Below are 12,597 nucleotides of genomic sequence, written 5' to 3'. Positions count from 1 at the left end.
GCTCATGACAGACAAGTATCAATTTACCGAAGACGGTTTTCTGTTGTCTCGGCGCCGTTTCATGGCTGTGGGCGCAGCCATTCTGGCGGTACTGGCCCTGCCTGTGGGCTGGCTCGGCAGCCGTATCGCCAAGCGCAACGAATACATCAAGGCCAGGGCCGATGCCCTCTATATGGATGATGCCATCGCCAAGTACCGTGTCAGCCACGCCAACCCAGCCATTGCCCGCTATTACAGCGAATTTGGCGGTGAGCCCTTGGGACATCTGTCCCACGAGTTGCTGCATACCCATTTTGTCGATCGCACTAAACTGAAATCCTAAGGAGTCGGCTATGCATCAGGACAATCGTCCCATTCTCAAGCACCCGCTGAATGTTCGGGTGTTCCACTACATTTTGCTGCTGAGCTTCCTGCCACTGGCGGCTACCGGGCTATTGTTGTTCTTTAAACCCTTGAGCGACAGCGCGATGGGGCTGACTTATGACATTCATATTGTTGCCGGTGTCATTATGGCGCTGGATTCGGTGGCTTTCACCCTGATGGCATTCGACCGTGTCGTGCTGTTCACCAACCGGGTGTTCACCTTCGGTGGCAACGATGTAGGCTGGTTCAAGGTACTCGGTGGCTATCCACAGAAGTTTTTGCTGGGCAAAAAAGTTGCCGTACCTCCTATGCGTAAGTACAACTCAGGACAGAAGCTGTTCGGGGTTTGCGTTCTGCTCGGCGGTACTGCACTGATTATCACAGGTCTGGCGCTATGGCTGGTTCCCTATGCAATCCCACGTGATACCGCTTGGTTGCTAGGCATGATCCACCTGGGTTGTGGCCTGCTGCTGACAGCGTTTTTGCCCGTGCACCTGTTCCTGGCGGTTTACCGCTTCGACGACTTCAAGGCAATGATGTTGCACGGTAAAGTGCCTTATCACGACGCCGCCGAATACACGCCACTATGGGTACAGGAGGAGGTCGTTCCGGTCTCTACCAAGCACGCCGAGTAACCCTCCCCTTCTTCAAATTCCAAGGAGCGCAGTTTGACTGTGCTCCTTTTTTCACAGGAGAGCCACAAATGTCAGGCCCTTTGATATCAGACCCGCTTGTATCGGGCCATGCCGAGACGATTCAAGTCAAAGACTATAACCCCGCCGTGAATTTTATTGATGATGACGCCATCTGGGCCTTGCTCAACAATAATCAACAACCCGACAAAGAAATCGTACGTCAGGTGTTGGAAAAAGCCCGCAGTTTGCAGGGGCTGACACTGGAGGAAGTGGCGGTTTTACTGCAAAACCAGGACGCCACTGTAGACGAAGAGCTGTTTGCCGTTGCCCGTGGCATCAAAGATGCCATTTATGGCAATCGCATTGTACTGTTCGCACCCCTGTATGTTTCCAACTATTGCGCCAACGCCTGCAGTTATTGCGGCTTCAGCGCCGACAACCATGACTTGCCACGCAAGACCCTGAGCGAGCAGGAGCTGATCGCCGAAGTGGAAACCCTGGAAGATATGGGCCACAAACGGATCCTGGCGGTCTACGGTGAACACCCGCGCAATAACGCCCGCGCCATAGTCGACTCCATCAAGACCATGTACAGCGTGCGCAAAGGCAAAGGTGGTGAGATCCGCCGCATCAATGTCAACTGCGCCCCCATGGACACAGAAGACTTCAAGCTGCTGAAAACAGCCGCCATAGGCACCTATCAGTGTTTTCAGGAAAGCTACCACAGAACGACCTACGAACAGGTGCACCTCAAGGGCCGCAAGAAGGACTTCCTCTACCGCCTCTACGCCATGCACAGAGCCATGGAAGCCGGTATCGACGATGTGGGCATTGGCGTACTGTTTGGTCTCTATGACCACAGATTCGAGCTGCTGGCCATGCTCGCCCATGTACAGCAACTGGAGCAGGATTGCGGCATAGGCCCGCATACCATCTCCTTCCCGCGGATTGAACCCGCCGATGGCTCCAGCTTGTCGGAGCAGCCTCCCTATGTCGTCGATGACGCCACCTTCAAGCGCCTGGTAGCCATTACCCGCCTGGCAGTGCCCTACACAGGGCTGATTATGAGCACCCGTGAAAATGCCGAACTCAGACGTGAACTCCTGAGCCTGGGGGTTTCACAGATCAGTGCCGGCTCACGGACCACCCCAGGTGGCTACAACCAGGAAGACGATGCAGCCCAATTTAGCCTGGGCGATCACCGCAGCATGGATGAAGTGGTATTGGATCTGGTCAAGCATAGCCATTCCATCCCCTCATTCTGCACCGGCTGTTACCGCAAGGGCCGCACCGGCGATCACTTTATCGGCCTGGCCAAGCAGCAGTTTATTGGCAAATTCTGCCAACCCAATGCCCTGATCACCTTCAAGGAATACCTCAACGACTACGCCAGCGAGCAGACCCGCAAAGCCGGCGAAGCCTTGATAGCCGCCGAGCTGGATAAACTCAGCCCTGCCAGAAGACGTAATATCGAGGCTTGCCTCACGCGCACCGATGCGGGCGAGAGGGACATCTATCTGTGAAAGGTCGTACCCTGGTACTGGCACCCGGCTGCCGTCTCTATGCCGGGCTGCCAAAACAACAGCTGAAATCGGCACTGAGCCGCGCCCGGCGAGTGGCCCTGCATGCCGGCCACTATGCCAATTTCAGTGAAGGGGCGATAGATCAGCTGCTGCGACAAAGACTGCAAAGCCGCCAGCTGTCGCAGCTGTTGATAGTGACGCAAGAACTGGAAAGCGAAGCCGGGCTGGCGTTTGGCAAAATGTTGCGTCCTGAGTCCACCGAGATGGAAATCCTCGAGGAATACCGGGTGTCTCAGCATTGGAGCAAGCAACTCGCCTCCTCCTGGCCTGAGCAGGTGACAGCAGTCAGCAGTAAGCTGGCCGCCAGCGCGCCGCTGCTATTGCTCGATGATCAACTGTTTGTCGGCCACTATGCCCATAGTCCACATCTGGCGCCTTTGGGATTGTGGCTCAAGTTGGACAGCCGCGAGCTGGGGCTGCCACCGGCAGGCCTATGGCAAAGAATGCAAGGCCGCACCAAGGTCGCTGCCACGCCTTGGCAACAGGCGTTATATCGCTACGCCGATGAGCTGGCACAAGTGCTGAAACAGGCAGGAGCCCAGGCATGAAACCGGCCGAAAATCTGGATTCAGCAGAAATCAGAGCCTTGCTCTGCGGCGAAGCTGATGACTGGCTGTTTGCCCGTGCCGATGAGGTCAAGCGCCAGTACTTTGGCAAAGAGATCTGGCTCAGAGGCATAGTGGAGTTTTCCAGTTATTGCCGCTGCGACTGTCACTACTGTGGCCTGAGAGCCGCCAATCGCGACATTGAGCGTTACCGGCTCAGCCACCAGGAAATCATCGACTCGGCCCTCAAAGTAGATAAAGCCGGCATCGGTACCCTGGTGCTGCAATCCGGTGAAGACAGCCGCTTTCGCCAGGATGGCATAAGCCGCATCCTCAGCACTATCAAACAGCAAAGCCAGTTGGCCATCACGCTATCTTTGGGTGAACGCAGCCACAGTGAACTGGCGCTCTGGCGCGAAGCCGGCGCCGACCGCTATCTGTTGAAACTGGAAACCCTGGATGCCGAGCTCTATAGCCGCCTGCGTCCGGGAAGAGTGCTGGACAAACGCCTAAGGCTACTGGAAACCCTCAAGAGCCTGGGATATGAGACAGGTAGCGGCATTATCTGTGGCCTGCCGGGCAGCAAGAGCGATGCCCTGGCTGACGCCCTGTTGGCGCTCTCAGCCATGGAACTGGAGATGTTGGCGGTCGGCCCCTTCGTCAGTCATCCACAAACCCCGCTGGCAAACACGGCCAATGGCAATGTGCTTGAGTGCCAACGGGCCTGCGCCATACTCAGATTGCTTAACCCCGGTGCCAACATACCGGCCACCAGCGCCCTGGATGCCCTGCAAAGCGGCGCTAGGCTCGACTCCCTGAGCCGCGGCTGCAATGTGCTTATGCCCTCGTTCACACCACAGAAAGACAGCAGTAAATACCTTATTTACCCCGGCAAAAATGCCTCCGGCTGCCCGCTGGAACAGCGTCTCGCCGATATCAAACTCAGCCTCAAAGCCCGCGGCTTGCATTGCTCTGCGGACAGAGGCAACGCCAGGAGACAAATTAATGTGTAATTCGGCCCCCAATGCAGCCCCCCGCGGAGTCAGACTGCACATAGTATTGTGTGGTCGTCGCAACGCCGGGAAATCCTCCCTGCTCAATTACTTATCCAACCAGCAGAGTGCCATAGTCTCTGAGACCAAGGGCACCACTACAGATGCGGTGCGCAAGCCCTTTGAGCTGCATCCGGTCGGCCCGGCTACCCTGATAGATACCGCCGGACTGGACGATACCGGCGCCCTGGGGCTTCAGCGAATAGCCGCCAGTCGCCGGGCGTTGCAACAGGCCGATATCGCCGTCTATGTGCTGGATGAACTGGGGTTGGATGAGTTTGACCGCGACTGGCTGTTACTGCTGCAAAGCTGGCAACTGCCGATCCTGGTGGTAGCGAACAAGCAAGATCTGGCGCCGTTGCCCGCAGAGCATCAGCACTGGCTCAACGACCAAGGCATCAAGTTCTTATGCCTGTCGACCCAAGAGGCAAAACACCGGGAAGACTTGGTCGAGCAGCTGGTTCAACTGGTACCGGCCGATTTTCGCCGCGATCCCGTGCTGGCCGCCGACTGTTACCGCACCGGAGAGCAGCTGCTGCTGGTCGCCCCGATAGATTCAGCCGCCCCCAAGGGCAGATTGATTTTGCCCCAGGTGCAGGTTCTCAGAGAAGCGCTGGATAACGGTGCCATCGCCAGCATCTGCCGTGAGTCTGAGCTGGCCACGGCCTTGGCCGCCATGCCCACGCCACCGGCACTGGTAGTAACCGATGCCCAGGCGGTGAGACAAGTGGCCGCTCAGGTACCCGACAGTATTCCGCTGACCACCTTCTCCACCCTGTTTGCCCGGGCCAAGGGCGATCTACCGGCGCAGCTGCAAGGCGCCGAGATGCTCGAAAAGCTTGAGGATGGCGATCGGGTATTGATCGCCGAAGCCTGTAGCCATGAGGTGCAGGATGAAGATATAGGTAGAGTGAAGATCCCGGCGGCCATCGGCAAATTGACCGGCAAGCAGTTGCAGTTCAGCGTCTGTGCCGGTCATGACTTTCCGGCCGATTTGGAACGCTACAAACTGGTAGTCCATTGTGGCGCCTGTATGTTGGGTCGGGCAGAGATGCAGCGGCGCATTCTCGAATGTCGCCGCCGCGGCGTCGCCATCACCAACTACGGGCTGGTACTAGCCAAGGCCTGTGGGGTGCTGGAAAGAGTCAGTGCGCCGCTGCTGGCAGCTGACGCCGACGCCAACTAACGCCCCAAACCGCCAGAGGGAAGAACAGCAACAATAGCCCCCACAGCTGTAACCATTTGGGGGCTATGGCTGCCCACTCGGCTCCCATCTGATTCAACTGCAACATTCCCATAATCGCCGGTACCGCCGGGATCACCTGCGACAGCCACACCAAGGGCTCAGGGATCAGCGCCAAGGGCCAGACAAAGCCGCTGACAAACAGAATAGGCATAGAAACCAAGAGTATCACCTGGGTCGGCAATTCGCGCCGCACAAACAGGCAGCTGAGTGCCACCCCGGCGCTGGCCGTGGTCAGTAGAAAAGGCAACATCAGCAACAACACCTGCCCCAGACTCGCCTGCAGACTCACCTGATAGACGTAGTAACACCAGCCAATATAGAGCGCACTGAACAGGCAATAGAGCAGACTGAAGGCCAACACCCGCGCACTGACCAGCATCAAGGGGCTGACCCGGTTCCAATAGCCCGGCTGACGCCATTGCCCGGCGCCGAGTATGCCTGCGCCTATCAACAAGGTCTGGTGCAAAATCAGCAGAAACAAGCCGGGCACCACATAGGGGGTATAACCCAAACCTTTATTAAACGCGGGCACGGCATTGAGTTTAATCGGCGCCAGACTCTGGGCAGCGGCCTCAGGGCTCTGGCCCGAGGCCAATAGTCCCTTGAGCTGGATCTGCTTGCCGGCATCCATACCGACACTCACCAAACCTTCTACCACGGCGGAATAGATCAGGAAGTAACTGGCATCACCGCCGAAGCTCAAGGTCGCGCCCCGTCCCAGTAACAGATCGCGGCGAAAATCAAACGGGATCACCAATAAACCATGGGCGCGGCCATCGGTGACCCAGGCCTTGGCTTCGTCGATGGCGCCGACCCGGCCGACAACCTGAATACGGGCACTGGCATCGGCGTGACGGATAAGCCGCCGTGACAGCGAAGAGTTATCGTGATCCACCACCACCAACTGCTGCTCTGTGGGTACTTGATGCAGATAGGGCAAGGGATAGAGCACAGCATAGAAGAGCACGCCGCCAAACAGGGTCAAAGAGATCGCCTTGTCACGCACCAAGGCGCGTAAATCCAACCAGATCAACTGCCATAACGAAAGGGACTTGGCTGTCATAACCTCTCCTCAAGCGGCAACTGCGACTGCAGCACCCTGGCATAACGACGGGCAAAGAACCAACTGGGGATCAACAGCAGCAGAAAGCCGAGATAACCCAGCGCCTGAGGCAGCAAGCTGGCCGGCCCGGCGCCATAGCTCACCAAAGCAACATGGGACTCTATATAGTGGCTTGATGGCATCAACAGACGCCACCACTGCGCCAGCAGCGGCATTTCTCCGGTCGGGAAGGTAATGCCCATAAAGGCAAAGGCGGGTGCAAACAGCGCGGTGCAAAAGCTGATCACCCTGGCGCAGTCGGCCAGCATAAAGAAAATCCCCTGCACCCAGAGCCAAACGCCCATCAACATCAAGAGTTGCATCGGCAGCAGCCACAGGAGTTGCCCGGCAATCGGCAGCCCCAGCAGCTGATACAGCAGCACCAAAATAAAGCCGCCGTGCAGCAACATAAAGGCGCCGTTGACCATAAACTTACTCAAAAGCACCGAGGGCATACCCAGGCGGAAGCATTCCCCCAGAGTATCCTGGCGCAGCTCACGGTTGAGACTGCCGGCAAAGGCCAGCATGGCAAATAACTGCCACAGAGCTATCAGCACAGGCGGCACCAGGAAGCCGACATAGTTGTTATTGCGGTTGAACAGTGCCGTGGTTTGGGTGCTTACAGGGCTGAGGTGAACCTCAACCTGGGACGGGTTGACACCGGCCGCCAGCTGCTTGAGCCTGGCCACCTGCTGCAAACCATCGGCCAGGGTCAGTTGCAACTGACTGGCCAGCAGTTTGCCCACCAGCAAAAACTGGCCGTTGTAGCGCAGGTCTATGGTGGGAGTATGCCCGGTCAGCAGTTCCTGTTTCAGACCATAGGGCAAGATAACCAAGGCATAGACCTCGCCGCGGCGCATCGCCTCGACCGCCTCGTCCAGCGCCAGATAGCGCCTGGGGGCGGTGACAGGATTAGCCTCAAGATGACGCCCCAGCTCACGACTGAGGCTGGAATTGTCCTGATCCACCAGCGCCACCGGCAACTGCCTGGGCAACCCGGCGGAAAACAACCACCAAAGACAGAGCACACCGATAAGCGGCAGATAGCTTATCAGTGCCAGCTGCCAGGGATCGCGCCAGACAGCCTGCCACTCTCGCCGAAGCAACTTATTCATAATCAAGACTTTTCAAGTAATACTGACATGCCCACCCGTAGATCGGCCACCGGCTCCAGCGGCCTGAGCTCCACTTCAAAGGTACGCATATCAAAGTCGTGGCCACTCTCGGTCGCCCGCCAGGTGGCGAAGTCGCCCAGCACACTGATGTGGCTGACCTCAAACTCGACACTGCGTTGCAGCGCCGGCAGTGTCAGGGTCATACGCTCGCCCTTCTTGAACTGCTTGAGTTGATCCTCTCGCACCTGAAACACGGCCCAGGCATCTGTCATATCCACCAAACTGACCACAGGGAAACCACTGGGTGCCAGCTCGCCCACCTGCAACAGCACCTCGGTGATTTCACCGCCCTTGGGCGCGCGCATCTGGCTGTCGGCGAGTATGGCACTGACCTCTTTCACCGCGCCTTCGGCCATACGGGCATTACCGGCTGCGGCGGCCTTGGTTTCTTCCCGGGCGCCCTCTTCGGTCATTTGGTACATGGCATAGGCGGCCTGCTCGGTATACTTGGCGGCCTGATATTGGGTAAAGGCTTCATCACGCTTTTGCCGGGCAAGTACGCCATCGCGGAACAGGTTTTCTACCCGGTCGAAGGTAGTCTTGGCCAGCTCACTGGCGGCCTTGGCCTTGAGCCACTGCTCGCGGGAGGCGGCAACCTGCTGCTTACGAGCACCGCTGTCGGCTTCCTGCTGCATCGCCTTGGCGGCATCACGGCCACCCTCGGCCTGCATCAGTTTGGCGTTGAGCTCGGGGCTGTCGATGGCAAACAGCAGATCCCCTTCACTGACACTGTCTCCGCGGCGCACCAACACCTGCTCTACCCGGCCCGGCACCTTGGAAGACACATTGTATTCCCTGGCCTCTATCTGCCCCTGCAACAGCTGTGGCTTGGGGGAGTAAGCCAGGATCAGCCCATATACCAGCGCCGCCACTATGGTTACCAGGGCCACTATGGCCACCAAAGGATTAACCCGCATCCTGTATCTCCTGCTTGTCACTGCGTCCGATAAATTCATCCAACTGGCCACTGACCGCCATCAAGCGGGCATAGGCCTGAACATAACGATATTGAGCCGCCAACTGCTTGGTGCGTACGGCGCTGAGTTTGAGCTCGGCATCCACTCTGTCGATAGAGGTAGACAGCCCTTGATTGAAAGCCAGTTCCCGCAGCTTGAGGTTTTCCTCTGCCAGCGCCAGAGAGCTGTTCAAGGCATTGACCTCCTCTTCGGCCTGCAGCAGTTGGCGATAGCTCTGATCCACCAACAGACTGAGATCCTGACGGGTTTGTGCCTTGGTGTATCTGGCCTGCAGCAGGGCGCTCTTGGCCGCCTGCACCTTGCCACTGCGACCATCACGGGACAGCAGCGGCACCTTGACCCCGACGCCTACCATCCAGTCGGGTTCGACCTTGGAAAACAGGCTGTCGTCTTCATAGAGGGTGTAGTTACCGTAGAGGAAAACCGTAGGGAAGTATTTTCCCTTTTCCATATCGACCAGGCCCTGAGCCTGGGTCTCTTTCGCCTCCAACAAGCGCAAGGCTGGATGCTGTTTCAGCGTCAGCTCGGTCAATTGCGGCAATGAAGGGGAGTTTGGCGCCATAAACAGCGGTGACTTGGTGGCGATATCAGTCTGGTGCAGCAGGCGTGACAAGGCTATCAGCGCCATCTCATGGCGGCGTTTGGCACTGCCGAGGTCGACCTTGGCCTGATCCAGTGCCACCTGGGCATTGAGGCGCTCGACTCTGGCGATCTGCCCCTGTTGTTCCAGTTTTTCAGCGTGGCTGTAATGCTTTTCCAGCGAGGCCACCAGCTGAGCCTGGGTTTGCACCAAAGCCTGGGTCACAGTGACTGCATAGTATCTGTCTACCAGAGTGGTAAACAGCTCACGCCGCGCCAACTCCAGTTGCTGCTTCTTCTCAGCCACCTGAGCCGCCTGAATGCCTTGAGCGGCAGAGATCTGGCCACCGGTATAAATCGGCCACATCGCCTGTAAGCTGGCTCGGAACACATCCTGCTCGGTAAAAGGAGTCACAAACATCGAGCCGGGAAGCGAGCCGATAATGCCACCTATGGCCGGTGGCAGAGTGGCGGGATCCATAGAGGCGAGTGGATTGAGATCGCTAAGATCCAACTCTATCGGTTTTGCCAGCCTGGTATAGCTGCCGTTGATGTTGAGCGATGGCAGGTTAAGGTCACGCCCGGCCTCTTGCTGCGCCTCGGCGCGGCTGACTTCCTGGCCTTCGGCCGCCAGCTTATCGCTCACCTCCAGCAACTGTTGCCAGGCCGAGGCAAAACTATAGTCTGCGGCAAGCGCAGGCTGAGCCGCCAGCGGCCACAACAGCAACCAGGCAAATTTGGTCAATTTCATCTACACCCCTAGAGTAAAAACTCTAATTCCTGAGCAAAAAGGATATCATCCTCGCTTGTCGGCCACCAGTTAACCTTGCTGCGCAGCGGCGCAAGGCCTCCAAGGCCTGGCGAAACAATTGTTAAAAACTAGACAAGCTACTGGATCCTAGTCTTTTTTAAGCTGTATTGAAACTAAGGAAGGTGCGAACCTGCACCGAGGAATAGACACACATCCTAAACTCACGAATTTAGACTTACAAAATTGCGCTGCACTTGGGCGTTGCCGAGAGCCTATTGGCGCAAATAAAGTGGCCAGCGGCGAGTGTGCTTATGGGCGTGAGCCAAGGATGGTGAGCAGACCTTATCCGTGGATGAATTTGGATGCCAGCACCAAATGGTAGTGATTACTCATAACCGCATAAGCGCAAACGTCGATGCAGAATATTGACGACAACTGCCTGATTTTATCCACTATCCAGCCACGTCTATGCTGGTAACTGCGCCCAGACAGTGCATCTTCACCACACAAAAATGCCCTTCTAACGCAACGGTTAATCACGTGGTAAAAGGGCGTACTTTCAGCATCTATCAACTGGCGACGGGCTGTGGTCATAACCAACCTCGATTGAGCTTTGATGGGTATTTCAAAGCCTAGTCAAGCCTGTGCGAAACATCAAAAAGATCTGGCTGTCCTGTCTTTTTCTAAAACAGTTGGCCAGCTTTCCGCTGAAAACTGACCACGCTTCTCAGACCTACTCAAGACTTGTCAGAGTCTTTAAATTATTTAGCATAATTGAACTTAAAAAGGTTTTTCTGATAGCTTACCCGTCCACCCCCAATCTTCTAAAAGTTCAACATAATCATCAATGTCAAATTGTTCATTCTCTAGTGGTGGGTACATATGTGAGTACCCATAACCAAGTTCGTTCAACTCTTTTCTTACTTGGGTAATATCAATATCTTTGCTAAAGATTAACATCCCCATTTTGGCACCAAATCCTTTAACCAAAAGTAGCGACTCGATTACTTCCCCAGAATCCAATGTGACCTTATGTCCAATATCAATGTCCAAATTTAGTTCACTAGATACTTTTATCCAAAAATCAAGCAGTTTCTTATACATACTAAGCCTTTAATCTTCGATTTTCTTTTCTGGTATATGGTTTACTGGGCCAACGTGACCATGAGGCTCACTCCCATTAGCCCTATCTGGATGAGTTTCCAGTCCCCTGACTTGATTTGATGGGAAGGGGTCTGATAGCTCAGCATTTAATTCGGCATATGCATCCATATCACCTTGCGTCACACCACCATTCTTCTTGTCCATTTTAGCCATCTCCACAAGAGCTTGTTTTTCTTTGCTAAAAACTTTACTCCCTTTTATACCAGCCGCAGCGGCATCTCCTATCAGTGGTATGGCACCAATTGCTGCTGCGGCAATATTTACCCCGGTAGGGTTACTTGCGGCTTCTTGAATAGCTTTGATATCACCAACAATCGGAGCCGCATCCATTACAGCATTTACCCCAGCTGATTGTTGCTCAAGGGAAAGCTTCTCCATGCCGGTTGTTCCAACAGGAGAACTTGTTGGCGTATAAGCTAAAACCCCTGTTTTCCCATCCGGATCTACGTATTTATACGGATTATTATTCCCATACGCATACCGGTTAAAGCTATGCACATCCCTGAATCCAACCGGATCATTGGCATAGAACCGCCCTATCAGTGGATCATAGTATCGTGCCTGCATATAGGTCAGGTTCAAGTCCTCATCCTGCAGGTGGCCTGTGTAGCCTATGCCGGCCTTGTCTCCCCCCAATCGTTTGCCAAACGGTTCGTAATGACTGCGACTAATGATGTTGCCGGCACTGTCCGATTCTGCAACGACTGACCCCAGCATATCTGTATGCTGATATCTAACTGTGGTTGCTGATACTTGGCTGCATATTAACAGTAACAGCAGCGTTAGGAGTTGAATTATTCGTTCCATGAGTATTCCCCTTACATGTAATCACCGCCGCCGCTACTGCCGCCGCGAGCTGTCGCAATAGCGCTTTTGCTGCCGCCGTTTCCTGTGCAAGTGACACTGATGTTATACACTGTGCCATTCTTTAATTCTGTTTGTGTGCCACTTGTACCTACCAGGGTAATAGTGCCCATGTTGATACCATTCCGATACTTTTGAATCGTACCGCTGCAGCTCGTGGATGAAGTTGACGACCAGGCTATTCGGTGCGCTGGTACATCCACAATATCAAAACATTCTTGTTTAGGAGGGCATTCACCACCAATCATGGTGTCTGATATATTGATATTCACTGTAGGAGCCGGCACAACAACCGAGGAGGTTGGGTCATCCACTTCAGCAACTATGGTTTTGCCCAAATATATACTGTCAGTCTTCATGCCGTTTTCAGAGACTCGATGTAACAACTGGCCCCCCTGACTGTACACACTGTAACTGTTTTTACCGCTTTCAGTTTTGCGTACCCGACGATTATGGCCATCGTAGCTGTAGTTGATACCTTTGGCTGAGACCATTTGCTGTCCCAGGTTATAGCTGAGCGGGTAACGGCCATTGTGGATGACATTGCCGCGGGTATCGTAC

13 protein-coding genes and 1 pseudogene are annotated in these 12,597 nt (G+C 55.3%); 6 read left to right on the top strand and 8 right to left on the bottom strand.

Translation table 11 applies throughout. The features are described from left to right. Nucleotides 1–4 precede the first annotated feature (4 nt). The 6 genes from ACMHXH_RS13460 (at nucleotide 5) to hydF (ending at nucleotide 5,364) form a co-directional block, all read left to right on the top strand. Nucleotides 5–322, top strand: a complete 318-nt coding sequence (locus tag ACMHXH_RS13460; protein ID WP_039034845.1) for an iron hydrogenase small subunit — start codon at nucleotides 5–7, stop codon at nucleotides 320–322. Nucleotides 323–332: 10 nt separating this feature from the next. After that, nucleotides 333–998, top strand: coding sequence for a cytochrome b/b6 domain-containing protein (locus tag ACMHXH_RS13455; protein WP_335912367.1), 666 nt, complete (start codon nucleotides 333–335; stop codon nucleotides 996–998). A gap of 68 nt (nucleotides 999–1,066) precedes the next feature. After that, complete coding sequence (gene hydG, locus ACMHXH_RS13450; protein ID WP_039034847.1) at nucleotides 1,067–2,521, top strand: [FeFe] hydrogenase H-cluster radical SAM maturase HydG; 1,455 nt, start codon at nucleotides 1,067–1,069, stop codon at nucleotides 2,519–2,521. Then, nucleotides 2,518–3,129 (top strand): hypothetical protein, encoded by a 612-nt coding sequence (locus ACMHXH_RS13445; protein ID WP_052248165.1) that lies wholly within the window; start codon nucleotides 2,518–2,520, stop codon nucleotides 3,127–3,129. Before hydG ends, ACMHXH_RS13445 begins: the two co-directional genes overlap by 4 nt. Next, entirely contained in the window at nucleotides 3,126–4,139 is a 1,014-nt protein-coding gene (gene hydE, locus ACMHXH_RS13440) for a [FeFe] hydrogenase H-cluster radical SAM maturase HydE (RefSeq protein WP_144360873.1), read from the top strand. The genes ACMHXH_RS13445 and hydE overlap by 4 nt, the downstream gene beginning before the upstream one ends. Next, nucleotides 4,132–5,364 (top strand): [FeFe] hydrogenase H-cluster maturation GTPase HydF, encoded by a 1,233-nt coding sequence (gene hydF, locus ACMHXH_RS13435; RefSeq protein ID WP_335912366.1) that lies wholly within the window; start codon nucleotides 4,132–4,134, stop codon nucleotides 5,362–5,364. The genes hydE and hydF overlap by 8 nt, the downstream gene beginning before the upstream one ends. Here the strand turns inward: hydF and ACMHXH_RS13430 are convergent. The 8 genes and pseudogenes from ACMHXH_RS13430 to ACMHXH_RS13395 all read right to left on the bottom strand — a co-directional run. Continuing rightward, nucleotides 5,324–6,487, bottom strand: a complete 1,164-nt coding sequence (locus ACMHXH_RS13430; protein WP_335912365.1) for an ABC transporter permease — start codon at nucleotides 6,485–6,487, stop codon at nucleotides 5,324–5,326. The genes hydF and ACMHXH_RS13430 overlap by 41 nt on opposite strands. After that, a complete protein-coding gene (locus ACMHXH_RS13425) occupies nucleotides 6,484–7,641 on the bottom strand; it encodes an ABC transporter permease (RefSeq protein WP_052248166.1) in 1,158 nt (385 codons plus the stop codon). Before ACMHXH_RS13425 ends, ACMHXH_RS13430 begins: the two co-directional genes overlap by 4 nt. A gap of 2 nt (nucleotides 7,642–7,643) precedes the next feature. Further along, nucleotides 7,644–8,618, bottom strand: a complete 975-nt coding sequence (locus tag ACMHXH_RS13420; protein WP_028781331.1) for an HlyD family secretion protein — start codon at nucleotides 8,616–8,618, stop codon at nucleotides 7,644–7,646. Next, complete coding sequence (locus tag ACMHXH_RS13415; protein WP_335912364.1) at nucleotides 8,608–10,008, bottom strand: TolC family protein; 1,401 nt, start codon at nucleotides 10,006–10,008, stop codon at nucleotides 8,608–8,610. Before ACMHXH_RS13415 ends, ACMHXH_RS13420 begins: the two co-directional genes overlap by 11 nt. 366 nt (nucleotides 10,009–10,374) lie before the next feature. Further along, nucleotides 10,375–10,602 (bottom strand): annotated as a pseudogene (locus tag ACMHXH_RS13410) (alpha-amylase family glycosyl hydrolase); the annotation flags it as partial. Nucleotides 10,603–10,788: 186 nt separating this feature from the next. Then, nucleotides 10,789–11,112 (bottom strand): hypothetical protein, encoded by a 324-nt coding sequence (locus ACMHXH_RS13405; RefSeq protein WP_025010228.1) that lies wholly within the window; start codon nucleotides 11,110–11,112, stop codon nucleotides 10,789–10,791. A gap of 9 nt (nucleotides 11,113–11,121) precedes the next feature. Then, nucleotides 11,122–11,979 carry an RHS repeat domain-containing protein gene (locus tag ACMHXH_RS13400; RefSeq protein ID WP_233962915.1) on the bottom strand — a complete coding sequence of 286 codons (858 nt, stop codon included), beginning with the start codon at nucleotides 11,977–11,979 and terminating at the stop codon, nucleotides 11,122–11,124. An 11-nt stretch (nucleotides 11,980–11,990) separates the two neighbouring features. Continuing rightward, on the bottom strand, nucleotides 11,991–12,597 hold a 607-nt coding region (locus tag ACMHXH_RS13395; RefSeq protein WP_413738165.1), incomplete at its 5' end, for a hypothetical protein.

Origin of the sequence: Shewanella sp. BJSY2023SW001, assembly GCF_047314685.1 — a bacterium.
Classification (GTDB): domain Bacteria; phylum Pseudomonadota; class Gammaproteobacteria; order Enterobacterales; family Shewanellaceae; genus Shewanella; species Shewanella indica.
This window is presented reverse-complemented; position numbering and strand designations above follow the sequence as displayed.